Origin of the sequence: Pseudoalteromonas sp. P1-25 (assembly GCF_001401805.1) — a bacterium.
Classification (GTDB): Bacteria; Pseudomonadota; Gammaproteobacteria; order Enterobacterales; family Alteromonadaceae; genus Pseudoalteromonas.
This window is the reverse complement of record NZ_LKDW01000011.1, coordinates 22,900-47,425: the sequence shown is the minus strand read 5'-3', so window position 1 is coordinate 47,425 and position 24,526 is coordinate 22,900. Positions and strand designations below refer to the sequence as shown.

General features: G+C 41.6%; 19 protein-coding genes. 4 read left to right on the top strand and 15 right to left on the bottom strand.

Annotation, left to right across the window (positions count from 1 at the left end; genetic code table 11):
- The first annotated feature begins 215 nt into the window (after nt 1-215).
- Complete coding sequence (locus tag AN393_RS08945; protein ID WP_055017879.1) at nt 216-3,158, top strand: TonB-dependent receptor domain-containing protein; 2,943 nt, start codon at nt 216-218, stop codon at nt 3,156-3,158.
- Nucleotides 3,159-3,394: 236 nt separating this feature from the next.
- Here the strand turns inward: AN393_RS08945 and AN393_RS08940 are convergent, their stop codons facing one another.
- Complete coding sequence (locus AN393_RS08940; protein ID WP_004585992.1) at nt 3,395-3,868, bottom strand: Dps family protein; 474 nt, start codon at nt 3,866-3,868, stop codon at nt 3,395-3,397.
- Between the two features lie 346 nt (nt 3,869-4,214).
- Between AN393_RS08940 and AN393_RS08935 the strand changes: the two genes are divergently transcribed.
- Nucleotides 4,215-4,424 carry a hypothetical protein gene (locus tag AN393_RS08935; protein ID WP_055015542.1) on the top strand — a complete coding sequence of 70 codons (210 nt, stop codon included), beginning with the start codon at nt 4,215-4,217 and terminating at the stop codon, nt 4,422-4,424.
- Here the strand turns inward: AN393_RS08935 and AN393_RS08930 are convergent.
- Complete coding sequence (locus AN393_RS08930) at nt 4,421-5,026, bottom strand: alpha/beta hydrolase (RefSeq protein WP_055015543.1); 606 nt, start codon at nt 5,024-5,026, stop codon at nt 4,421-4,423. The two genes, AN393_RS08935 and AN393_RS08930, sit on opposite strands and share 4 nt — an antisense overlap.
- 17 nt (nt 5,027-5,043) lie before the next feature.
- On the bottom strand, nt 5,044-5,580 hold the full coding sequence (locus AN393_RS08925) for a YaeQ family protein (RefSeq protein WP_055017918.1): 537 nt from the start codon (nt 5,578-5,580) through the stop codon (nt 5,044-5,046).
- A 91-nt stretch (nt 5,581-5,671) separates the two neighbouring features.
- On the opposite strand from AN393_RS08925, the gene ylqF reads away from it, so the two are divergent.
- Together ylqF and fusA are read left to right on the top strand one after the other, a co-directional pair.
- A complete protein-coding gene (gene ylqF, locus AN393_RS08920; RefSeq protein ID WP_055017878.1) occupies nt 5,672-6,616 on the top strand; it encodes a ribosome biogenesis GTPase YlqF in 945 nt (314 codons plus the stop codon).
- An 813-nt stretch (nt 6,617-7,429) separates the two neighbouring features.
- Entirely contained in the window at nt 7,430-9,517 is a 2,088-nt protein-coding gene (fusA, locus tag AN393_RS08915) for an elongation factor G (RefSeq protein ID WP_055015545.1), read from the top strand.
- Nucleotides 9,518-9,842: 325 nt separating this feature from the next.
- Here the strand turns inward: fusA and mdoH are convergent, their stop codons facing one another.
- From mdoH to AN393_RS08855, 12 genes are all read right to left on the bottom strand, one after another.
- Complete coding sequence (mdoH, locus tag AN393_RS08910; RefSeq protein ID WP_055015546.1) at nt 9,843-11,804, bottom strand: glucans biosynthesis glucosyltransferase MdoH; 1,962 nt, start codon at nt 11,802-11,804, stop codon at nt 9,843-9,845.
- Nucleotides 11,776-13,395: a glucan biosynthesis protein G gene (locus AN393_RS08905; protein WP_055015547.1), complete on the bottom strand. Its 1,620-nt coding sequence runs from the start codon at nt 13,393-13,395 to the stop codon at nt 11,776-11,778. The genes mdoH and AN393_RS08905 overlap by 29 nt, the downstream gene beginning before the upstream one ends.
- Before the next feature lie 326 nt (nt 13,396-13,721).
- A complete protein-coding gene (locus tag AN393_RS08900; RefSeq protein WP_055017877.1) occupies nt 13,722-16,451 on the bottom strand; it encodes an ExeM/NucH family extracellular endonuclease in 2,730 nt (909 codons plus the stop codon).
- A 130-nt stretch (nt 16,452-16,581) separates the two neighbouring features.
- On the bottom strand, nt 16,582-17,592 hold the full coding sequence (gene hemB, locus AN393_RS08895; RefSeq protein ID WP_055017876.1) for a porphobilinogen synthase: 1,011 nt from the start codon (nt 17,590-17,592) through the stop codon (nt 16,582-16,584).
- A gap of 12 nt (nt 17,593-17,604) precedes the next feature.
- Nucleotides 17,605-19,452, bottom strand: a complete 1,848-nt coding sequence (locus AN393_RS08890; RefSeq protein ID WP_055015550.1) for a diguanylate cyclase — start codon at nt 19,450-19,452, stop codon at nt 17,605-17,607.
- Nucleotides 19,452-20,237 (bottom strand): TatD family hydrolase, encoded by a 786-nt coding sequence (locus tag AN393_RS08885; RefSeq protein ID WP_055017875.1) that lies wholly within the window; start codon nt 20,235-20,237, stop codon nt 19,452-19,454. The genes AN393_RS08890 and AN393_RS08885 overlap by 1 nt, the downstream gene beginning before the upstream one ends.
- Nucleotides 20,237-20,767, bottom strand: coding sequence for a hypothetical protein (locus AN393_RS08880; RefSeq protein WP_055017874.1), 531 nt, complete (start codon nt 20,765-20,767; stop codon nt 20,237-20,239). The genes AN393_RS08885 and AN393_RS08880 overlap by 1 nt, the downstream gene beginning before the upstream one ends.
- Before the next feature lies 1 nt (nt 20,768).
- Nucleotides 20,769-21,509, bottom strand: a complete 741-nt coding sequence (gene tatC, locus AN393_RS08875) for a twin-arginine translocase subunit TatC (protein WP_055015553.1) — start codon at nt 21,507-21,509, stop codon at nt 20,769-20,771.
- A 48-nt stretch (nt 21,510-21,557) separates the two neighbouring features.
- Nucleotides 21,558-21,887, bottom strand: a complete 330-nt coding sequence (gene tatB / locus AN393_RS08870; protein WP_055015554.1) for a Sec-independent protein translocase protein TatB — start codon at nt 21,885-21,887, stop codon at nt 21,558-21,560.
- 5 nt (nt 21,888-21,892) lie between these two features.
- Nucleotides 21,893-22,147 (bottom strand): Sec-independent protein translocase subunit TatA, encoded by a 255-nt coding sequence (gene tatA, locus AN393_RS08865; RefSeq protein WP_055017873.1) that lies wholly within the window; start codon nt 22,145-22,147, stop codon nt 21,893-21,895.
- A 79-nt stretch (nt 22,148-22,226) separates the two neighbouring features.
- Nucleotides 22,227-23,831 carry a ubiquinone biosynthesis regulatory protein kinase UbiB gene (gene ubiB / locus AN393_RS08860; RefSeq protein WP_055017872.1) on the bottom strand — a complete coding sequence of 535 codons (1,605 nt, stop codon included), beginning with the start codon at nt 23,829-23,831 and terminating at the stop codon, nt 22,227-22,229.
- A 9-nt stretch (nt 23,832-23,840) separates the two neighbouring features.
- On the bottom strand, nt 23,841-24,524 hold the full coding sequence (locus tag AN393_RS08855) for an SCP2 domain-containing protein (RefSeq protein ID WP_055015557.1): 684 nt from the start codon (nt 24,522-24,524) through the stop codon (nt 23,841-23,843).
- Between the last annotated feature and the right edge of the window lie 2 nt (nt 24,525-24,526).

Here is a 24,526-nt window from a genome sequence, read left to right as displayed (position 1 = left end):
TTATAAAGACCGTGTATTTAATAAAAAATGTTAAAAAAAATTCAATCTAACCTATAACAATCTGGGATAAATGCCTTCATCCCATAAATCCTGCTGCTTATACCAAACTAAACGCCAGTTAAATAATGCACATAGTGTCTTAAAATTATTCCACTTAATGTTTAATTGTTTGTAACTAGCTAGTTACAAAAATAACAATTCAGGGACATTATAGTATGAAAAAAATAAATAACTCAGGTTGTCGTACATTTAAACGATCTTCTTTGTCTTTAGCGCTTAGTGCGACAGTGCTAGCTGGCTTCTCTTTTCAAGGTATAGCTGCAGAAGAAGACGAACTTGAAAAAATAGAACGCGTGCAAGTAACGGGTTCTCGTATTCGTTCAGCAGAGGCAATGTCATCAGCACCTATACAGGTGGTAAGTGGCGAGGCAATTGATGCATCAGGTTCTCTAAATATTCAAAACCTATTGCTAGAAAACCCGGCATTTGGCTCTCCGGCTATTAGCCGTACTAACTCTAACTTTTCAACGGCAAGCGCGGGTGTAGCTACTGTTGATTTGCGTAACTTAGGTTCAAATCGTACTTTAGTACTTGTTAATGGTCGCCGTTACGTATCGGGTGTGCCAGGTAGCTCGGCAGTTGATTTAAATACTATACCTAGCCAATTTATTGAGCGTGTGGAAATTATGACTGGTGGTGCCTCATCAGTATATGGCTCTGATGCGGTTGCGGGTGTAGTTAACTTTGTACTCAAAGATGATTTTGAAGGCGTAGAGTTTGAAGGCCAGTACGGCGAATCAAGCGAGGGCGATGATGAATCGCGCCAGTTTTCTTTTACCTCGGGTTTAACTACGGGTGATGGCAAAGGTCAAGCCATGTTCCACTTAGGCTACTCAGACCAAGGCGCTGTGTTTTCACGCGACCGTGAGCGCTCTGCAGTAGACCAGTTTTCAGGTATTTATTTTGAAGACGATCCGGCGGCAAATCCAGGTTCTATTTTTGAAGCTGTAAATCCGTTTTTCTCATCATTTCCTCCGCAAGGGCGTTTTGATGCAGGCGATACACGCTTTACTTATGACCCAAACAACAACTTACAAGACTCGTTTAGCACCAATGGCGGTGACGGTATAGATGCTAACGGCTTTAACCGAAGTGGTGTACGTACTATCGCTATACCTACAGAGCGCTACCTGTTCGCCTCAAATGGTAGTTATGAGCTTACTGATAAACACAGTTTCTTTTTTGAAGGGACGTATGCTTCTAGTACCACTATTTCAGAATTAGAGCCTTTCCCGTTCGCCTCAGATGACATTTATGCTAATGGTCGTGTGCCTATTGAATTTGATGTAAATGGTGAAATGCTCAGAAACGCTTTTGTACCAGATGATATCTACAATGCAGCAACAGACACTGATGGTGATGGTGCGCGTGATATCTTCTTTGCAAAACGCTTAAGTGATGTAGGTAACCGTGGTGCTCGTGCAGAGCGTGATACATTCCGCTTAGCGGTGGGCTTTCAGGGTGAAATTAACGACAGCTGGTTTTACGATACCTATTATGTGTACGGTAAAACGAAAGAGTCGCAAGTCTCTGGTGGCTTAGTAAATGTACAAAGCTTTCGTCAAGGTTTAGAGGCCGTCATTGATAGCCAAGACTTAGATGGTGACGGCATTACCGACGAAGCGATTTGTATTGATGCAACAGCGCGTGGCTTTAATTGTGCGCCAGTGAACATTTACGGATTTAATTCACTATCGCAAGGTGCAATTGATTTTGTAAGTGCACCAAGCACGCTTTCTACATCGGTAGAACAAGAAATTATTGGCGGTAACGTTTCAGGTGATTTATTTGAGCTGCCTGCAGGTATGGTAGGTATAGCAGCTGGTTTTGAGTACCGCGAAGAGTTTTCTCGTAGTGAATTTGATGCTCTACAGCAGGCAGGCTTAAATGCCGGTAATGCAATCCCTGCAACCGAAGGCTCTTTTGATGTAACTGAATACTATGTTGAGGCGAATATCCCAGTGTTGGATGCCGTAACAATGAACGCAGCAGTGCGTTTATCTGACTACTCAACAGTGGGTAATACAGAAAGCTGGAACGTAGGTGTTGATTGGGAAGTGATGGATAGCTTACGCCTTCGTGCTACCCGCGCCCGCTCTACACGTGCGCCTAATATTGATGAGTTATTTTCACCGCCTTCGCAAACCTTCCCAAGTGGTTTAAATGATCCATGTATAGGTGTTACAAACAGCGGCGGTGGCGCTGTTGGTGATGCATGTCGTGCCGATGTGGGTGTTGCAAATAATATTGCATCAAACGGGGAGTTTACCCTTAATCAATCTGATTTACAGGGCATTAGTGGTTTTAACCGTGGTAACCCAGACTTAAAAGAAGAGGTTGGTGACTCAGTGACTGTAGGTGTGGTATTTACTCCAGAGGAGCTAATTTCAGGCCTTGACGTTACCCTAGATTATTTTGACATAGAAATCACGGATGCGATTGTATCTACACCACGTCAGTTTATTTTAGACCAGTGTTACGGTGGTGGCGATGATAGTTTCTGTAGCTTTATAACTCGTCGAAGCGGTCCATCAGGTAATAACAGTGCAGGCTCGCTTGAGTTTATCGATAGCGGTGTATCAAATAGTGGTGGTTTAGGTACAGAGGGTGTGGATTTAACACTTACTTACTCTGCCGATATTGGCCCAGGCGCATTTAGAACTCGCCTTGCATACACTTACTTGATTGATGGTTACACCATTCCGTTACCTGGTGCAGATAAAGATGAATTTGCTGGTGAAATTGGCGCATCTGAACACAAAGCTAACTGGAACTTAGGCTATAAGCTTGATGACTTTGACTTTAACTGGAGCATGACTTACATAGGGGCTGCTGACTTTGATGATCAATTCTTAAGTGGCTTTGGTATTCCTGCTGGTGGTGTGGGTATTGGCTCAGTAACCTACCACGATGTACAAGCAAGCTACCATATAAGTGACGCGGTAGAGCTATACGCCGGTGCTAACAACTTATTTGATAAAGAGCCTCCGCGTATACTGTCAGGTGTAAGTGGCTCAAGCACAGGTACTGAAACCGACGCAGGTACATATGACCCAATCGGACAAACCTTCTACATTGGTTTTAGAAGTAAATTTTAACCTTTAATACTGTTAACAAAAGCCTCAGCCATTGCTGGGGCTTTTTTATGCAAGTGCGATAAGGGTGGGCTGGATTACTTTAAAATGGTTTACGTACCGCTTAAACCAAAAACAACGCCACTGGTAACAGTGGCGTTGTTTAGTCAGTAGGGGGCGCTACTATAGTATCCGAATCGCAAAGAAATTTACGATTCTCCCTATTTGTAGCCCTCGCCTTTTGAGGGCTTTTTTTTGGCCTAGTCTAAGTACGCTTTTAACATCCATACTAGCTTTTCTTGCTCTGAAATATAATCACCCATTAATGACGCTGTACCTTCATCATCTGCATCACCTGCTTGAGTAAGTACTTCACGCTGCATTTTAATTAGTGTGCTGTAACCAGCTAATAGGTTTTCTACGGCTGCGGTACCATCGCTAATGTTTTTAGCTTCTTTAATTTCACTGACTTCTAAGTAATCAGAAAACGCATGTAATGGTGCGCCGTCTAACGTTAAAATACGTTCAGCAATTTCATCTACTTTTTCAAGCAGAAGGTTGTAAATCTCTTCAAATTTAATATGTAATTCAAAAAAGTTACGGCCTTTAATATTCCAATGAAAACCGCGCGCATTCATGTATTGAATTTGGTAGCTGCTCAATAATGTATTGAGTGACTTAACAATGTCTTCGCTTTTTGCGCTGTTTAAACCAATTGCATTTACCTGTGACATACCTTGCTCCTTGATGAACCGTTTATTTATGAACTGATGATCATTATTGCTTAGTGCTGTTAATTAGTAAAATCGTTTAAACCACTCGGTGTAATAGGTCTTAACTATTAGTAACGTAAAGCACAACAAATGACGCATACAATATAGATGGGACGAATTTATTAAAATTCTACCCCTTAACAATAAAATAAAGACAAAACATGGATAAATTATGATCTAAAACAAGTTTTCTACAAGGTTGAATATTGGCTATTTGATGTATTGATCTAAATCAGTAAATGCCTGTGGCTGTAGCGCATAATTCTCTCGAGCTATATAAATATTTTAAATTTATTGGAGAGCAATTATGGATGCAAAAACAGTAAAACAAAATAAAGCAGAATTAATAGTGGTAGGTATAGCCGTTATAGCCTTTGTGTTAGGGCTGGTGGCGCACTTGGCTGGCGCAAGCTTTGCCAATGCTGACACGTTTGGTTACATTGCCGCGCCAATGCCACTTATTTTAGGGGTAATATTTTTAATCAGTTATAAAATAGCAGAGGCGGGAGAAGGCTAGGCTGCTTCGTTAAGACACTTAATAATGTATTCAAGCACTTGGCGAGAGTAAATCATACTGGTGTGGCTTAAATGAAACACTTTATGCTCAGCCATGCCTTTAAGCTTGGTTTCATCAAGTAGTACAGTGCCGTCTGATTGGCTGCCTTTTACAATTAACGGCATTAAGCCAATGGGCAAATCGCCAGCAATACTGTAAAGCTTGGCCTTAAACGGCCAATTACCATTTTTGGTGAGTAAAAATTCAACGCTGTTTTTTAAAAAGGTTTCAAACCCTTTTTGCTTCATTTTTTTCGCTATGTGGCTGCCTTGGTGAGGCGTGCCGAGTGTAATTACTTTAGTGACGCACTGGCTCGCTTGCGAGCCTGCCTCTAAATAAGCGCGCGCAATTAAACCGCCCATAGAGTGGCATACCAATGCAGAAGGCTCATCACCAATAAACTCATCAATTTGTTTAAATATGGTGCTTAAATTAGGGTCGAGCGTATTGTAAGTGAGATTAAGTACTTTAACGCCAGACTGTTCAAGACGAGAGCACAGCGGGCGCATAACAAAGCCCGACATATAAAGGCCGTGTAATACAATAACGTGGTTTATTTTCATACGCCCTTACCTACAATTTACATTAACTGTTGTGGTTTTATTTCAATATTAGCCGTATTAGAGCTGACCCACACATCACCATCTTGAACGGTAATGGTAAGTTTTATATTGCGGCCTGCTAAATCTGCAAGTGCCTGAGTAGCGGCGTAATCAAGGCTAAAAATACTTAAGTTTTTAAAATCGTACAACTTAGGTTGATGTTTTTGCCACCAAATAGCTTGGTTGTTTTCGCCATAGGTATAAAGCACTACTTTTTTAGCTTTATTACAGGCTTTTTTAAGGCGCTTTTCATCTGGCAAACCCAGCTCAATCCACAGCTCTATTTCCTCACTGTAGTTTACATGCCAAAGCTCAGGTTCATCGTCGGCACTTAAGCCTTTGGTAAATTCTAAGTCATCACAACTGTTTAGCGCATAGGCTAATAAGCGAATCATCAAGCGTTGTTCGGTTTCAGAGGGATGCTGTGCCAACGTTAAATTAAAGTCTTGGTACACGTGGCGGTCCATATCGCTTAACGATAATTGCGCTTTAATAATGGTAGATTTAAGAGCCATAATATCTAATCTAAAAAAATTTGCGCCAGTATAGCGCAATTAAATGAATTGCCAGTTAAAATAGCGTCAAATTATATGTTAGGAGTTAAAAATGGCTATCCAGTGGTTCCCTGGGCACATGAATAAAGCCCGTAATGAGATTAAAGAAATAATGCCGCAAATGGATGTGATCATTGAAGTGCTTGATGCACGCATTCCTTACAGTAGTGAAAACCCGATGGTAGCCACGCTTCGTGAAGGCAAGCCGGTCATCAAAATTTTAAATAAGGCTGATTTAGCCGACCCTAAAATGACCCAAGCGTGGAAAGACTATTTTGAGCAAGAAAGTGACGTAAAAGCCATTGCGTTTGGTCATGATAAAGCCGCTGAGGTACACCGCATTAATGAGCTGTGTAAAAAATTGGTGCCACACAAAGTAGGGGCTGATAAGCAAATTAAAGCCATGATCATGGGTATTCCAAATGTGGGTAAATCGACATTAATTAATGTACTAGCCGGTCGTATAGTGGCAAAAACAGGGAATGAACCTGCGGTTACCAAGGCGCAGCAGCGCATTAAGCTTGAAGACGGCATTATGCTTTACGATACGCCAGGCATGCTTTGGCCAAAAGTAGAAAACGAGAACTCGGGTTATCGCTTAGGCGCTACCGGTGCGATACGTGATACCGCGCTTGAATACGAAGATGTGGCAAGCTATACGGCAGAATATTTATTGAAAGCCTATCCTGAACTTTTAAAAGCACGTTATAAAATAGATGAACTGCCAGAAAGTGATTGGGAATTTGTTGAAATGGCGGGCAAAAAACGTGGCTGCATTCGTGGTGGTAATCAAATAGATACTTATAAAATGTCTGAAATACTCATAAACGAACTTCGTGATGGCATTATTGGCCGCATTACCATGGAAACCCCAGCCATGCGTGAAGAAGAAGAAATAATGGTCGCCGGTTTACGCGCCGCGGCAGAAGCTAAAAAATCCGCTAAAGAAGAAGAGAAAAAACAGCGCCGTGCACGTGCACGTAAAAACCGCCGTTAATGGATCAATTTATGTGAGTATGTTGTTCACTAAATTACAGACATAAAAAAAGCCCGTAAGGGCTTTTTTAGTTTCATATCTACCGTCACCGATATGAGCAATGTAGCAAGTAAAATAGTAGGGCGGTTACTCATCATCAACATCAAGGGGCGTTGCGGTTCATAACAAGTAACCATAGCTGTTTACGTGCGCCACACGTTGTTTCAGGGTCGAGAAACAAATTAGTTCATTCCGTCACAAGTGGGTATGCATTCCCGCCTTGTTGATATTGATTATCAGTTAGATCTAATAAACTGTCAACACCCAAATGCAAATAATTCTTATTTTATTTAGTTTGTTTTTTATTCATCTTTTATGGCGATTACTTGTGTTGGTTTTTAGTCATTCAAGAGTTTGAGATATAATTTGGAAGCATCGAATATAGGCAAGCCGACTCGAGTTGATTTATAAAAAAGTATTTTCTGCTTAATAAAAGGCAATTAAATAGCTATAAAGAGGCGAAATATTTATGGTTTTAAGAGATTTTAATCAAAATAAACGCGCTAGCGGGAGATTAATACGGCGTCAGTATTGTGCACTACGAAGGTGGTTACAAAATAATTAAATAACTAAGTGCACTTCAGTTTACCAGAATAAAATTCCACATTATTAATGGGTTACATAATAATCAGTGCTATTTAACCAGTGCTGAATGTAAATCTAAAAAAATTTTATTGAATTGATTGCATTTTAATCGACTTGTATGGTGATGTTCGCTTTAAGTAATGCTATACTCCCGCCGAATAATTTATCGACTTTATTAAGAGTAAAATAATGGCAGATTTATCGAAGTACAGAAACATTGGTATTTTCGCGCACGTTGATGCGGGTAAAACTACCACCACTGAGCGTATCCTAAAGCTTACGGGTAAAATTCATAAGACTGGTGAGGTACACGACGGTGAGTCAACAACTGACTTCATGGAGCAAGAAGCTGAGCGTGGTATTACTATCCAGTCAGCAGCTGTTACGTGTGAGTGGAAAGATCACCGTTTTAACGTTATCGATACTCCAGGACACGTTGACTTCACAGTTGAAGTTTACCGTTCATTAAAAGTTCTAGACGGTGGTATTGGTGTATTCTGTGGTTCTGGTGGTGTTGAGCCGCAATCAGAGACTAACTGGCGTTATGCGAATGAGTCAGAAGTTGCGCGTGTAATTTTTGTAAACAAATTAGACCGTATGGGTGCAGACTTCTACCGCGTTGTAGGCCAAGTAGAAAAAGTACTTGGTGCGAACCCACTAGTGATGACTCTACCAATTGGTATTGAAGATCAGTTTACAGGTGTTGTAGACGTACTAGAGAAGAAAGCGTACGTTTGGGATGACACTGGTCTTCCTGAAAACTACGAAATCCAAGATGTTCCTGCTGACATGGTAGACAAAGTTGAAGAATACCATGAGATGCTGGTTGAGTCTGCGGTAGAGCAAGACGAAGATCTAATGATGGCTTACATGGATGGTGAAGAGCCGTCTCTAGAAGACATCAAACGTTGTATCCGTAAAGGTACACGTGACCTTGCATTCTTCCCAACTTACTGTGGTTCTGCATTCAAAAACAAAGGTATGCAGTTAATTCTAGATGCTGTAGTTGATTACCTACCTTCACCAACTGAAGTAGACCCTCAACCTCTTACAGATAAAGAAACTGGTGAGCCAACAGGTGAAGTAGCAACTGTTTCTGCTGATGAGCCACTTAAAGCGTTAGCATTCAAAATCATGGATGACCGTTTTGGTGCACTTACTTTCATTCGAATCTACTCAGGTCGCATGAAGAAAGGTGATACGGTTCTTAACTCAGCAACAGGTAAAACTGAGCGTATCGGCCGTATGGTTGAGATGCAAGCTGATGAGCGTAATGAGCTTACAGAAGCGCAAGCGGGTGACATTATTGCTGTAGTTGGTATGAAAAACGTACAAACAGGTCACACACTATGTGATCCTAAGCACGAATGTACACTTGAAGCGATGATTTTCCCTGATCCAGTAATCTCAATTGCTGTTGCTCCTAAAGATAAAGGTGGTAACGAGAAGATGGGTATTGCGATCGGTAAAATGGTTGCAGAAGATCCGTCTTTCCAAGTTGAGACTGATGAAGATTCAGGCGAAACTATCCTTAAAGGTATGGGTGAGCTTCACTTAGATATCAAAGTAGATATCCTTAAGCGTACTTACGGCGTAGACCTTATTGTTGGTCAACCACAGGTTGCTTACCGTGAAACTATCACTCGTGAAATCGAAGATAGCTACACGCATAAGAAACAATCTGGTGGTTCTGGTCAGTTCGGTAAAATTGATTACCGTATTAAGCCAGGCGAGCAAAATTCAGGCTTTACATTCACCTCTTCAGTTGTTGGTGGTAACGTACCTAAAGAATTCTGGCCTGCAGTTGAGAAAGGCTTTAAGTCAATGATGGACGAAGGTGTTCTTGCTGGCTTCCCTGTGCTTGACGTTGAAGTAGAGCTTTTTGATGGTGCTTTCCACGCCGTGGATTCATCTGCTATCGCATTTGAAATCGCTGCTAAAGGTGCTTTCCGTCAATCTATCCCTAAAGCAGGTGCACAACTTCTTGAGCCAATCATGAAAGTTGACGTGTTCACGCCAGAAGACAATGTAGGTGACGTAATCGGTGACCTTAACCGTCGTCGTGGTATGATCAAAGACCAAGAAGCTGGCGCAATGGGCGTTCGCATCAAAGGTGAAGTACCTCTTTCTGAAATGTTTGGTTACATTGGTCACCTACGTACAATTACATCGGGCCGTGGTCAGTTCTCTATGGAGTTCGCACACTACTCTCCATGTCCACAAAACGTAGCTGAGACAGTAATCGCAGCAGAAAAAGAGAAAAAAGCAGCTAAGTAATTAGCTCTTTTACTCTAAAAAACCCGTACATGTTGCGGGTTTTTTATTGCCTATGATTTAATTACTTACAGAGCTAGCGACTCTCTAACACTGTAATATCAGCAATGATAGCCTAAGTAAAAGCGCTAAAGTACGTGATGTAATTAAAGCCAAAGTGACCGTGGGAGCAATGACTGTTTAGTTTCGCAAAGAGTGCGCAAGAGCGGTTATTTGATTCAGTCAGTTTTAGGTGTTAATTATAAAAGGGAAATTATATAGCAGCTTGTTTAAGGTATAAAAAAAGGAGCAATCATGCTCCTTTTATATTTAGTGCGAGACTATTGCGCTAATTAAACTTCTTAATCGCTTTAGCTCTTAGCGCTTTCATCTTTGGCTGGCGAGGCTTATTAAAGCTTTGTATTGGCATAACCACTAAATGCTCTTTTGGCAGGGCTGGCACCGTTTTAGGGTATTTCCCAGGCTCTGGTACCGAAATTTCTTTTAAATGCACTTTAAGGTTGTTTAGCATAGGGTCGTTATCAACTTCGCTAGGGCAAATAAATATACCCATTTTACGCAGCTGTACCCCTAACTTAATGCTACTGGTGTAGCGTATTATTGGTGCCCCAAGTAATAGGCCCAGTAATATCGGTGATAGCCACCAAAAGAATACTGGCGTAAAGTAATAGGCTGTAGCGCCCCATACTATAGCAACTAAAGTAGAGAAGAGTGTGTAATTAAACGCTTCTTTCCACGGTACCATGCGGCCTTCGCGTGGCTGTGCATCCCACTTAACTTTTTTACCTAAAAATACACATACTACAAAGTAAGCATGGAACACCATCATAAGTGGTGCCACTATAATGGCAAACACAGTCTCTATTATTGAGCCTAGTATTAATTTAAATGAGCCACCGAAACGCTTATTTCTGTGTATGAGCGTAACTATTACACCCATTAATTTAGGCACCAGTAATATAATAATGGTTAAGTAAAGCAATGAATCTATTAGATCTGTTTTAGCTATTTGCCACGTAGGGAACAACTGATAGACCCGGTTAAAGTAGACATCGCTATTTAAAGCACGGGTTACTGCATCTATGGTGCTTAAGGCCAGCATTGATAGCCAAATAAGCGATGAAATATAAGCGGTTGCACCCAATAAAAAGTGAAACTTACTCATTAGCTTTAATTTAGACGAACCTAGTAAACCAAGGTGCTGAATATTACCTTGAACCCAACGTCTGTCGCGTATGGCGTAGTCTAAAATGTTACTTGGCACTTCTTCGTAGCTGCCTTCAATATCGCTAAGTAAAAGTACATCCCAGCCTGCACTGTGTAGGAGTGATGCTTCTACAAAGTCATGGCTTAAAATTTCGCCACCAAACGGTGCATTGCCTTCAAGCGTAGGTAAACCACAATAGTTAATAAATGCTTCAACGCGAATAATGGCATTATGGCCCCAATAGTTAGCTTTGTCGGTTTGCCAAAAAGCAGACCCCGTTGCCAGCATTGGGCTATAAAGCACAGAGGCAAATTGTAAAAAACGACCAAAGTAGGTGTCCTGGCGAACCGGAATAGGGATAGTTTGAATTAAACCCGCTTGCGGGTTATTGATCATGCTAGTGGTTAGTTCTAGCATACATTTACCCGTCATTACGCTGTCGGCATCAAGTACAATCATGTGGTCGTATTGGCTGCCCCAGCGCTCGCAAAAGTCGGTTAAGTTACCTACTTTACGGTGTTTATTATCTTCGCGACGACGATAGAAAACCTGTTTTGCAGTATCACCTAAACGCTCACATAGAGCATGCCAAGCGCTTAGCTCGTTTTGTGCTATTTCAGGGTCTTGCGTGTCACTCAATAAGTAAAAGTCAAAATTGGCAAGTTGCCCTGTCTCTTTTAGTGATTGTAAGCTAACTTCAAAGCCGGCGATAACACGGTGCGTGTCTTCGTTATAAATAGGCATAACTACCGCGGTTTTTTGCTGGGCAAGCGCGGCATTGTCCAGCTCAATAGGCTTAATGCGTCTTAAGGTGAGCGGGTCAATACGAAATAATTGCAGTACAAACCCTATTGTGCCGCTACAAAATGCTGTAACAATCCATGCAAAAGTGATTGAAAATAAAACCAATAGCGCGTATTCAAGCAAGGTCATTCCGTTTGAGCTTAAAATCTCAAACATAATGGAGATGCCGTACCCTGAAACAGTGAGTGCTGCAATGGCAAATAACCATACGCGCAGTGTTTTGAATGGCATTGGTGTGCCTTTTCCTTTATTACTTGATGTCATTTGGGTACCAAACATAGCTCCATACCTCACTAATTTCTTTGTCACGAAGTTTTAACGATAAACGCATATCTACCGGTTGATCGTCCTGAGGTGCAATTTTAAACGCTACTCGCCAACCAAGAGATTTAGGAAGTTTTTGCACTGTTACATCCCTTACTTCACCTGTTGTTAGCTGAATGTCGGCGTCAAGTGTTAGCTTTTCAGACAGGTTGTTTAAATCGGGACCAGCAAAGTCAACGGTAAATTGGCGATGGCTTTGCGGTGGTGGATTATCTTCACCTGGCAGCGCTGCGCTACCAATACGTGTGCGTGTTACACGTGCTTTTTGATGCTGAGTTAAATGGGCGTTAAAAGTGCTCATTTTGTAGCTTAACTTTAATGAATCGCCCGCTTTCATTGGCTTTTCTGGCACCCAGTAACTTACTATATTGTCGTTTGTTTCAGTGTCTGTTGGTATTTCTACTAGCTCAACTCGGCCATTCCCCCACTCACCTTGTGGCTCTATCCATAGGCTTGGGCGGTCGTGGTAGTGTGCTTCAGTATCTAAGTAGTTATTAAAGTCACGGTCACGCTGTGCTAAACCAAATCCCTTGGGGTTGGTGTACGAAAACGAGGTGACGCTTAACTGAGATGGGTTATTAAGCGGGCGCCATACCCATTTATTATCAGCTGACTGGGTTAATAAGCCGTCTGAGTCGTGTACTTCTGGGCGGTAGTCATCAAAAAACTTAGTGCTGTTTTCACCGTGGTAAAACATACTGGTTAAAGGGGCTACGCCTAGCTTTTTAATGTCTTTACGGGCAAAAATTTGCATATCAACATCAACTAGCATACTGGTTGTAGGGTCAATATCAAATTTGTAAGCGCCTGAAACCGATGGGCTATCAAGCAATGCAAAAATAGTGATGTTGGTTTGCTCAGCTTGGGGTTTAACAAGCCAAAACTCTTTAAACATAGGGAATTCTTCACCCGATGTTTCGGCTGTGTCGATTGCTAAACCACGCGCAGATAAACCATATACTTGATTTGGCCCAACCACTCTAAAATAAGAGGCACCTTGAAACACCATCACCTCATCTTTGTACTCGTTTGTATTAAGTGGGTAATGTAAACGAAAGCCCGCATGGCCGAGCTGCGTGTCGGCTACGCTTTTTGCTATTTCGTCTTTTAATGGTGCAGCCGTACCATCGTATTGATAAAAATCAGTGCTAAAAGGGAGGCGGTTACGTTTTGAGTCGCCTTCTACTGTATTAATTGTGACCGGTGTTTTATATAAAAAACCAGGGTGAAAGAGTTGTAGCTCATACAGGCCTTCATCTTTCCACACGGATTTTTCCTGCTTAAAGCGAATCGAGCGGTAATCTTGGTAATTAATGTTGTTTAGCGCATCTAGCTCTATATTTTTAGGAGGTGTGTATTCTTGTTCGGCTAATTTTTTAGCGCGGGCGCTTATTACTTCAAATAGGCTTTCTTGCGGAATTGCTGCATCAACACTTGCTGCTATTGCCTGCGTGCTATAGCCCCAACCAGAAAAAATAAAAAGAAGACCCAATAATGGCGTTGCTTTTTTCTGCCAAGTAGGAGGTGTTTGGGTTAATTGTTTCATTTTCATTCCTTTATAAAAACACGACTTATTTTTACGCTTAGGGTTAGTTACTTAACTACTACACAAGGGTGACGAATTTATAGTGCAACTTTTAATCCGCAAATGAAGTGTTTATATTTTCAACAGTTAGTCATATTGAAAAGGGTTCTAACTACGGCTTATATGTAAAAATTACTCATTTAATGTATTTGTTGCGCGGCTAAATCGTTCAATAGTTAATAAGCGGTATGGAAGATATTAAGGGATGTTTACTGAAGCTTGTCTGAATTACATTTTTATAAACATAAAAAAAGCCGCAAAAATGCGGCTTTAAAACAAATCGCTCGTTATTTTTTCTTAAATCTGCGCACTAGTGAAAGTGGCGCTAATAAAAGTGATAACCAAAGTAGTGATCCTGAGTCATTGTCGTCATCACCACGTAGGTTGTTGACTCTAACTACAACTGTTTGCGCTTCAGATACGTTACCTACACTATCTTCTGCTTGTACTGTAAGAGTAATACGGTTTTCAAACTCGTAATCTACTTCGCTTGCAACAATTAACTGACCTTGCTCGTTAATTGATACAGAGTCGTTACCTGATACAATAAATTTAACCACAGGTGATACATCAGCGTTAGGGTCACTAAAATCAAGTGTACCAATGACTGTGCCTATTGCGCTGTTTTCATCTACTGTGAATATTTGATCAGGTGCAATTACCGGTGTTTGCTCTTCAGGGGTAAGTACCACCTCAGATTTTATATCAACAATAACTGGGTCGTGATCAGATGCACGGTATGGTCCTTCTGCGTATAGCGTAGACTGATGACCTTCACTCTTATACTCTAGGTTGTAATCAAGCACGATAGGTTCATCAGCATTGATATGCCAATCATTTGCTGCAACAACTTTGCTTAGTAAAGACTCGGTTGCTAAAGCATGATCAAGGCTACCTGCACGGCCAGAGAAGCTATAAGAGTAGCTTAGTGTATCGCCATCAAGCTCTGCGACTACGTTTTTATAGCCTTTCTCATCAAACTTACGGATTGGATCTTCCATTGCGTAAGCGTTCATATCACCAACAAGAATGATATCTTCATCATCTACACCAGTAGGTTTGCTATCTAGCCAATCAGTAAATGCATCAGCAGCTTCGGTACGAATTTCATTCCAACATCCTTGGCCATCACCTAGGTCGTCGTTATTATCATCACCACAGCTTCCTTTAGATTTAAGGTGGGCTACAGAAACGGTAAATACTTCATCAGTTGAAAGTGACTTAAAGCTTTGCGCAATAGGTGCACGGTTGCTGTAATCAAATGGGTAATCAGTAGTAATAGCGGCTGTGCCTACCTCTTCAACTTTATCTGCGCGGTAAATAAGTGCAGTGGTAATTGCATCGGTACCAATTTGGGCTACGTTAAAATCTACAAACGCGTAGTTGTTAGCGCTGTCAGCATCGTTTAATGCATTCACTAAACTTGCAATAGCGCTAAATTCACCAAAGCCGTCGTTTTCTATTTCCATTAATCCAACAACATCAGCTTGCATTGCACTAATTGCACTCACAAGTTTTGCTTCTTGGCGAACAAACTCTTCTTCTGAGTCTGCACCACGGCTAGTAGGGAAACCACCACCTTGGCCATCACCATTAAAGTAGTTAAGTACGTTAAAGCTAGCAACGCGTAAATCGGCCTCTTCACTTTGCTCCGGCGCATCTTCACGTGCATTAGTCGCTATAAACTGCGGTGTAACAGTTGGGTGAATACGATAGGTGCTAAAGCTGTATGCAACTACGCCTGTCACTGCATTTACAGTATCGCCAGTGCGTAGTGTGTTTTCTGCTGATAAACCTGCCGCAGGGTAAGCCGTTGGATCTGAGTTTTGAGCTGTAGAGCCATCATCTAATAAGATTTTTTTAGTTAAGTTAGCTGCTTCAACTGCATTTGCAGCATCGCCTGGTAAGGCAACTTGCGTACCTTGGTATAAACGCTCAGTGGCAAGTTCTACTTCACCATAGCGACCTAAACCATAGTTGTTTGTAACAACTAACGTTTGATCTAGGCTTACAAGCATACCTTCGTAAGCTTCTAAGTCGGCTTGGCTATTTAGAGGCAAGCTTATAGAAGTTGCAGTAGCTACTTCGTCAGTACCACATACTGCAATTTGCGTTACATCTGCTAACTGGGTTGAATCATAGTATTCATCAACCGTACCTTGTACGCGAACGTGATCGCCTACATTTACATCGGTATCGGTGAAGTATACAAATAGACCTTCAGAGGTCATTGGGTCGTTATCTACATCTGCTGCAAGCGAGGTCACAAAGAAACCATCTAGGCCATCTTCACCTTGAAAATCAGCGGTGACAATACCTTCAATTTCAACAAGGGTATTAACTAATGGGCTTGCATCACCAGCACCTTGTACAGCGCTAATCAGCGTTTTATCTGCGCCACATACAAGCGGTTCTAGTGGTTCTGGCTCAGGGTCTGGCGCAGGAGCCGTACCACCGTCGCCAGCGTGTGAGCCTAAGCCGTCAAAGGTGTCAATATCAAACTGTTCCCACTCATCGCTCGGGCTAAATACTGAGGTTGAGTCAGTTCGTCCCGTTGTAATGCTATTTTTTCTTCGTAAGGTTTTATTTTGAGTTTGAACGGTATCATCAGACCAAAAAGAGCCAGGATCAACACCGACTTGGCCAAAGCTGTCAACAACCACACCATCTTTAGTTAAAACAAGGGCATCGTCACCGTTGTAATAAGTTACAGTGCTCGTTGTGTCTGCAATATCAAGTATTTCAGCGGCTGCTCCGGGGTTTGAAATGATATAGGTGGTATTGGCAGCCAATGTGCCTGTTAAATCAATTGAGTTGCCAACCGAACTACTTCCATTTGAATAAAGGCCTAACGTATACCCTTCAAGAGAAAGCTCGGTATCAGCATTGTTATAAAGCTCAATCGCTTTATTGTTGCTGCTGCCTTCAATGTATTCAGAAATGATTAGATCGGCGGAGGCTGGTGCACTGAGACTCGCTAATACAAGCGCCAGTGGCGTTATTTTCGTTTTTAACATTTTTTATTATTCCCGTGTATTTAAATCCCAAAATGGGACACCAGTTTAGGCAATCTAAATGACAAAAAGAATACAAATATGTTAATGATTGTAAAAAAATTAAGGCGGCGTACCGCCTTTGATAACATGTTTACTTATTTTGCAGCCATTGCGCGGCCTGCTTGGCAAAATACGTTAAAATACCATCCGCTCCAGCGCGTTTAAATGCCAGTAAAGATTCCATAATTGTGGCCTCTTCACTCAACCAGCCGTTATCGATTGCCGCTTTGTGCATTGCATATTCGCCACTAACCTGATATGCGAAAGTAGGTACACCAAATTCATCTTTAACACGGCGGACAATATCAAGGTACGGCATACCGGGTTTCACCATCACCATGTCGGCGCCTTCTTGTAAATCAAGTGCCACTTCACGAATTGCCTCATCAGAGTTGGCAGGATCCATTTGATACGTTTTTTTGTCGGCCCCTTTCAAGTTACCTGCAGAGCCTACAGCGTCTCTAAACGGCCCATAATAGCTAGAGGCATATTTAGCTGAGTAAGCCATTATGCGTGTGTGAATATGTCCATCTGCTTCAAGTGCTTCGCGAATAGCACCAATACGGCCATCCATCATGTCAGAGGGTGCAACTACATCTGCGCCTGCCTCGGCGTGCGAAAGCGCCTGCTTAACAAGAATTTCAGTGGTTATGTCATTAATTACATAACCTTCATCATCAATAATGCCGTCTTGGCCATGAGTAGTAAATGGGTCAAGGGCTACATCGGTAATAACCCCAAGCTCAGGAAAAGCTTCTTTTAAAGCGCGCACTGTACGTTGTGCTAAGCCATCTTCATTGTAGGCCTCTTCGGCCATTAAAGATTTTTTGTCAGCAGGGGTGACCGGAAAAATAGCGATGGCAGGTACACCTAAATCAACTAATTCTTTAGCTTCTTCGAGCAGTAAATCAATCGATAAGCGCTCAATTGAGGGCATCGATTCAATTGCTTCACGGCGGTTTTTACCTTCAAGTACAAATACCGGAAAAATTAAATCATTTACCGATAGTTGGTTTTCGGCCATTAAACGGCGAGAAAAATCGCTACGGCGCATTCTACGCATGCGGGTATATGGGAAAAGGTCGAGTCCTGATTGGGCCATATTACTAAGCTCCTACTGTGGGATTGGAAAACTAATTACTTGATTTCGGCCATGTTGTTTAGCGAAATAGAGCGCTTTATCTGCGCCGTCTGTAAATAGCTCAGGGTTACTAATATCGTTTACTACAGCGCTGTTTACGCCAGCACTAATGGTTACTTTTACGGATGTTCCGGCTACGTTTACGGTATGACTCTCTACGGCCTGGCGAATTTTTTGGGCAATATCAACCGCCCCTTCTTTTGAGGTATTAGGTAGCAACACAACAAACTCTTCGCCGCCGTAGCGAGCCACTTCATCCAACGGGCGTTTTAAATGCTGTTTTATAATGTCGGCTACAGCGCGTATAACTTGGTCGCCGGTTAAGTGCCCGTAGTTATCATTTACGCGTTTAAAGCGGTCTATATCGAGCATAATTATACTCAAAGGCGTTTGTTCACGGCGAGAGCGACGCAGCTCCATCACTAATTTTTTATCAAAAAAGCGACGATTTTTAACGCCACTCAGTGCGTCTTCCATATTAAGTAGTTCAAGCTCGCGGTTTTTATCTTCTAGTTCGCGCAAAGTAACTTGTAACTCAAAGGTGCGCTCATCAACTAGCGACTCTAATTCTTTTTGTGTTTGGGCTTGCAGCGCGAGTCGCTCGTTTAATAGTGTATCTTGGGCTGCATTTTCAGCAATCAAGGTTTGTTGAGCAATAACTTGTTCGTCACGCTCTAAAATAAAGCGCTTCATAACGCCATAACATAGGCAAAATGTACTACCAAAAAAGCATATAAAAACAAAAGCTAAGCTACTTCTGCCTAAAGGGTATAAGCCAAATACAGCAACAATCAGGTACAGCATAACAAGTAAAAATAGTATAAGTGCAATAAGCAGTGCTTGAATCGGTTTTGCGGGCGTGTTTTGTTGGCAGATGTAGGTGCTGATCAAGCAGTAAATAATAACAATTGGGGTCGCCAGCAAGCTAAAATAGGTTAACACTATACTAGGTAAAGCCCACATAAACAGCAGGCTAATAGCATAAATATTAGCAATAATGGCTTGCCATTTTAGTAGTTTAGAGGCTTTAGGTTGGCACAGTTGTTTTTGTAGCGGCACAAAAATAAGCGTAGTGAGTATTAGTAAAACAGGTATCATTACTTGCTGTAATGATGGCGAATTAGGATGGAAATAACGCGCGCCAAAACCACACAAATAAGCCAGTAGCACTCCTAAGGTCAGCGTGATAATGCCAGCATAAGCAAAATACAATTTGCGTGAAAACCCATACAAAACCAAGCAACTCATGGCCAACGAAAATAAAAAACCAATAAGTAGGCCGTAAATTAAATTAAGCTTACCTTTATGGGCTAAGTAGGCATCTTGTTGCCATAAAGTAAGCGGGATACTCAGCCCAGCAATGTTGCTTACCTTAACTATTACGGTACTCGAACTATTTGGCGGCAACCTCAATTTTTCTAATAAAGACTCGCTTTTTATTAGCCGTGATGAGAGCTTAAAGTTATCGCCAGTTTGCGTGTGGGAGAGCAGTGCTGAATTATAAAAATGAAAAATATGTGCTTCATTTAACAGCGGGTTGTCGAGTGACAGGATAGGGCTAACATTCTTATTTAAGGCGTTTTTAACCGTAAACTTTACCCATACAGGGCGTTGTTCAAACCCTAAATTTAGTGGCTTATTGCTCACTGTATGCCAGTCGTTAACCTCATGGTAGGCATTGTTTGCTGTGGTGGGCGTAAACGAATAGTTTAGGGTGTCTATTTTTATTGATTTAAAGTTGTCAGAAATAACAGGGCTTGCAACACTGCAAAATGCACAAAGGAGCATAAATAGGCTAAATAGCGCCTTTGGGCTTGTCATTAGCGACCTGCTATATCGAATAAGCTATAAAAGTTAGCCGTACTATGGGCGGCAATAGTACTTGGTTCAACGTTGTAAAGTTTAGCGAGTGTTTCACACACATAACTCAGATAAGCCGGCTCATTTTTACGTGATTTAGGTTTAGGGATAATCGTGCGTGGAATTAAAAAAGGCGCATCGGTTTCTATTAATAACCGCTCAAGGGGGATACTCGGCACCAATTGTTGCAATGCTTTACCGCGGCGCTCGTCACACACCCAACCAGTAATGCCAATATAAAGGCCTAATGCTAAATAATGTTTAAGCGCTTGGGCATTGCCTGTAAAGCAATGCAGCACGCCACGTACGTTATAGTCAGCCAAAATGTTTAGCATATCTTCGCTTGCGTCACGTTCGTGTAAATAAACAGGTAGGTTTAGTTTTTCAGCTAACGCTAACTGGCGTTTTAATACGCTGCGCTGAATATCGCGAGGGGAAAAATCGCGATTATAATCAAGCCCGCACTCGCCAATGGCAACAACGCAATCGTTACTAGCAAGCTGCGTTAAAGTGGTTTCAAGTTCATCGGTGGCGTCTTTGGCGTCATGTGGGTGCACGCCAGCAGTAGAAAACTGATTATAGTGTTTAGCTAATGTAAGCGATTGTTCGCTACTAGGCACATCGCAACCAATCAGTAACATCGCTTGCACGCCCGCGGCATTTGCGCGGGCAATAATGGCCTGATGCTCACCATAAAACTGGTTATTGGTTAAATTAACGCCGGCATCAACTAACGTGTAGGTCATTACTGAGTGCGCTTCACACGAATAGAACGGTTTTGGCCATTTTTACGTAGTAAAAATGAATTAAATACACCGCGGCTAATAACCACTGTATCCGACTCTTTTAATTTAAGGCTGTCAGAGCCGATTTGGCGCCATTGTTGACCGTTATCAAGGGTAATAATGAGTTCGCCATAAGGGGCTTTTCTCACTGATGATACTGACGCTGTGACGTTTTCGTCTTTATCTTTAGTGATCTCTTTATGCTCAAGGCCAAAATCATCTGCTTTGGCAGCAGGCGCAGCCTGTGATACAGCTGCAACTGGTGCGCTTACATTTGGCGATACATTCGTTACCGCTTTAGGTGGAGTTAATGTTTTTTTCTCACTAGGTTTAGTAAGCGGTTTACCTGCCACTGTGTTGTCGTAACATAGTAAACGGTTGAAATCGTTTTCAATAAAGCTACATGCTTGTAAAGCTTGTACGTTAATTTCTTGCGCTGCAAAGGTTGGCGCGCTTAGTAAAACCAGTAGTGAGAGTAGTTGTTTTTTCATTTTATTCCTCAGATTCCTGTTGTTCTTTAGCGCTATAAAATTTCGCTAAAATTAACCCTAGCTCAAATAAAAGCAGCATAGGAAGTGCTAATAATGTTTGTGATAACACATCGGGCGGCGTTAAAAACATTGCTACAACAAATACACCTACCACAATATACGGACGTTTTTGTTTTAAACTCTGTGTGGTTGTCGCACCACTCCAACATAGCAACATTATGGCTACGGGAATTTCAAATGCTACGCCAAATGCAAAAAATAATTTAAGTACAAACCCTAAATAGCTACTAATATCAGGTGCTAGGGTCATCATTTGAGGCCCTACACTGGTAAAAAAGCCTAATATAATCGGGAGCACTATAAAGTAGCAAAAAGCAATACCACCATAAAATAACAAAATGCTAGAAGCTAATATTGGCATCAGCATACGTTTTTCGTGTTGATATAAACCAGGTGCTATAAATCCCCAAATTTGATGCAATATCCACGGAATAGCGCCAAACAAAGCAACAAATAGCGTGAGTTTAAACGGTGCAAAAAACGGTGCCGTCACATCAGTAGCTATCATAGTGGCCGTGCTTGGTAAATGTGCAACTAAAGGGGCGGCTACAAACTCATAGATGTCATTGGCAAAATACACTAGACCAATAAATATTACTAAAATACTTAAAAGTGATTTAATAAGCCGATCGCGCAGCTCAATTAAGTGAGCGACAAACCCTGATTTAGCTTGTTCAGACATTATTTTTTATACCACGTAATAAGTTGACCACAAATAGGGGAATTAATTTCACTTTTTTTCATCGAGTTGTTCGTTAGATGACGTGCTTGAAGTGTTTTTATAGCTATGGGTAACCGACTGCGCTGCTTTTTGCAGTTCATCGACTGATTGCTGTAGCTCAGGGCTTAAATCCTTCAGCTCTTGTTGCTCTGCTTTTTTTAGGTTTTCGTGAAGCTCGTGTATACGCAGCTCTTCACTTACTTCTGCTTTAACTGAGTTGGCCATCGATTTAACTGTTTTTATCCAGCGCATTACAGTGCGAATAGCAACGGGTAATCGCTCAGGGCCAAGCACCACTAGGCCAACAATAAAAACAACAACGAGCTCCCACATTCCCATATTGATTAAACCTTAGTATCGTCTTTGGTTTTTTCAGTATTTTGCCCTTGTGTAGGTGCTGCTTTTTGAGACTCTTGGATTTGTTCAGCTTTTTCGTTTTCAGTCTCTTTGGGATGATCATCAGACATGGCTTTTTTAAAGCCTTTTACTGCACCGCCTAAATCACCACCCATACCACGCAGCTTTTTAGTACCAAAAAGAAGTACGATAATCGCTAAAACAATCAATAATTGCCAAATACTAATGCCGCCTAAACCCATGATTATCTCCAAATGATAAATGCTTAAATGTTTATTTTAAGTACTAATTATACGCCCTGTGGCACAAATAGCACTTAGTTTATGTGTTACGCCACGCCACGATAAAACTCACTACCGACGCTGCTAATGTTACGCCTGCCGCTATAAAGTCGTGCTGTAAATAACACAATGCCGACACAATCAGTGAAGCACTGCCAAATAGGCTAAGTACGAGCGCTTTGTGTGACACTTTATTTGGCTGAGAATGCTGCAATTGCGGACTACGTTTTAAATTTTGATAAATCAAATCAGGTAGTTCCGGCATTTTTTCAGCCCAAAATGGCAAGTTAGCATACATTTGTTTCATTACTGATAATGGGCCAACTTGTTGTTTTACCCAATCTTCTAAAAATGGCTTAGCGGTTTTCCACAAATCAAGCTGTGGATAAAGCTGACGCCCTAAGCCCTCAACGTATAATAATGTTTTTTGTAATAATACTAACTGCGGCTGTACTTGCATGTTAAAGCGTCGTGCGGTGTTAAATAAATTAACCAATACATGCCCAAACGATATCTCAGCCAAAGGCTTATTAAATATAGGTTCGCACACAGTACGAATAGCAAATTCAAACTCTTCTATGCTGGTATCAGGTGGAACCCAGCCTGAGTCAACATGTAGCTGAGCAACTTGGCGGTAGTCACGATTGAAAAAGGCGATAAAGTTTTCAGCGAGATAACGTTTATCTTCTTTGTTTAACGTGCCAACAATACCGCAGTCGATACCAATATACATGGGGTTTTCAGGGTGCTCGCGAGAGACAAATATATTGCCTGGGTGCATATCAGCATGAAAAAAGCTGTCTCTAAACACTTGCGTAAAAAACACTTCTACACCGCGCTCAGCCAGTAATTTCATATTGGTATTTTGCGCAATTAATGACTCGGTATCCGAGACGGGTATGCCGTAAATACGTTCCATAACCAATACATTACTGCGGCTGTAATCGCTATAAACAGTGGGGATATATAATGAGTCAGAGCCTTCAAAATTACGCTTAAGTTGTATGCCATTTGCGCCTTCGCGCATTAAGTCGAGTTCATCGAGTAAGGTTTTTTTATACTCTTTGACCACTTCAACAGGGCGTAACCTTTTTGCTTCGCTGTGTACTTTGGCAAGGACTTTAGCGAGCTTTTCCATAAGTGCTAAGTCGGCATTAATTTGTGTTTTTATATTTGGACGAATTACTTTTATAACAACATCTTGGGCATTGTTATAGGCATCAACTAGCGTTGCAGTATGTACTTGTGCAATAGACGCTGAAGCCAATGGAGTTTGCGAAAATTCACTAAATAATTGGCTTATATCGCTAATTTCGAGTGACTTTTCAATTATTTTTTGGGCAAGTTCGCCTTCAAAAGGCTCAACTTGATCTTGTAAAAAGGCAAGCTCTAACGCAATGTCGTGCGGGAGTAAGTCTCTACGGGTAGAGAGCATTTGGCCAAACTTAATCCACACAGGGCCAAGCTCTTGTAAAGCTAAGCGCAGTCGCAAGCCCGCTGGCTTGTTTTTGTGCTGGTTACGTAACCAGAATAAACTACCGCGCGCAATTTTAGCGTACCACGGTACTTTTTGTTTTGGTATTAACTCATCTAATCCGTAGCTAAGTAATGTTTTAGTGATGTAATACAATCGAGCAGTCGACACAAAAAATCCTTAGCGGTTGCTAGTGTTAGAAGAGTTGATTAATGCATTTATGCGTTGTTCAATAGCGGCCACCTGCCCTTTTAATGCTCGGTTTTGTTGTTTAAATTGTTCAAGCTCTAAAGGGTGAATAGTTACAGCGAGCTCATCTTGGCATAGGCTGGTTAAAGTGGTGCTAATTTGCTGACGTGCTTTGCGCTCTTTACTGCGTAAAGCGTTTAGCTGTATGTAAAGTTGTTGTGCGGGCGCATCGCCAATATAGTGCGATAGTTGCTCAGGCCAATCTATATCTAGCCCAGAAAAGGCGGCACTGTATGCCTGAGCGACATTTAAGTCGCCTTGCAGGTCTAGCTTATCTTGACGAATGAGCTGTGTTAGCATAGCTGGGTCTTTAAGCGCCATGAGTGTATCTATATCTGCGCTGATCATACACTCTGCGCTATTTTCATCGGTGGCGCTGTAAAGGTGTAATAGTTTACCATCAAAGGTTAATACTATTTGCTGCTGCCAATTGCGGATTTCGACCTTTAAAGGTTTGTGCTTAACGGCACTGAGCTTATCTATCAAGGTGGCGTCGAGTTGCAGTACCTTATTAAGTACTCGCTCTACAAGCGAAAGTACAAAATTAGGTAACATAAAAAACTGCGAATCGGGTTTTGCTGCGATCACATGCTCGTTTTTTTGCTCAAACGCCATAA

Bases quoted from the DNA above. Each gene is read 5' to 3' on its own strand.
- mdoH (WP_055015546.1), bottom strand. From the start codon at position 11,804: ATGTTTGGTACCCAAATGACATCAAGTAATAAAGGAAAAGGCACACCA.
- AN393_RS08940 (WP_004585992.1), bottom strand. From the start codon at position 3,868: ATGTCACAGGTAAATGCAATTGGTTTAAACAGCGCAAAAAGCGAAGAC.
- AN393_RS08935 (WP_055015542.1), top strand. From the start codon at position 4,215: ATGGATGCAAAAACAGTAAAACAAAATAAAGCAGAATTAATAGTGGTA.
- AN393_RS08930 (WP_055015543.1), bottom strand. From the start codon at position 5,026: ATGAAAATAAACCACGTTATTGTATTACACGGCCTTTATATGTCGGGC.
- tatA (WP_055017873.1), bottom strand. From the start codon at position 22,147: ATGGGTTTAGGCGGCATTAGTATTTGGCAATTATTGATTGTTTTAGCG.
- ylqF (WP_055017878.1), top strand. From the start codon at position 5,672: ATGGCTATCCAGTGGTTCCCTGGGCACATGAATAAAGCCCGTAATGAG.
- AN393_RS08880 (WP_055017874.1), bottom strand. From the start codon at position 20,767: ATGAAAAAACAACTACTCTCACTACTGGTTTTACTAAGCGCGCCAACC.
- AN393_RS08900 (WP_055017877.1), bottom strand. From the start codon at position 16,451: ATGTTAAAAACGAAAATAACGCCACTGGCGCTTGTATTAGCGAGTCTC.
- AN393_RS08945 (WP_055017879.1), top strand. From the start codon at position 216: ATGAAAAAAATAAATAACTCAGGTTGTCGTACATTTAAACGATCTTCT.
- fusA (WP_055015545.1), top strand. From the start codon at position 7,430: ATGGCAGATTTATCGAAGTACAGAAACATTGGTATTTTCGCGCACGTT.
- AN393_RS08890 (WP_055015550.1), bottom strand. From the start codon at position 19,452: ATGACAAGCCCAAAGGCGCTATTTAGCCTATTTATGCTCCTTTGTGCA.
- AN393_RS08905 (WP_055015547.1), bottom strand. From the start codon at position 13,395: ATGAAACAATTAACCCAAACACCTCCTACTTGGCAGAAAAAAGCAACG.
- tatC (WP_055015553.1), bottom strand. From the start codon at position 21,509: ATGTCTGAACAAGCTAAATCAGGGTTTGTCGCTCACTTAATTGAGCTG.
- tatB (WP_055015554.1), bottom strand. From the start codon at position 21,887: ATGGGAATGTGGGAGCTCGTTGTTGTTTTTATTGTTGGCCTAGTGGTG.
- AN393_RS08885 (WP_055017875.1), bottom strand. From the start codon at position 20,237: ATGACCTACACGTTAGTTGATGCCGGCGTTAATTTAACCAATAACCAG.
- AN393_RS08855 (WP_055015557.1), bottom strand. From the start codon at position 24,524: ATGGCGTTTGAGCAAAAAAACGAGCATGTGATCGCAGCAAAACCCGAT.
- AN393_RS08925 (WP_055017918.1), bottom strand. From the start codon at position 5,580: ATGGCTCTTAAATCTACCATTATTAAAGCGCAATTATCGTTAAGCGAT.
- hemB (WP_055017876.1), bottom strand. From the start codon at position 17,592: ATGGCCCAATCAGGACTCGACCTTTTCCCATATACCCGCATGCGTAGA.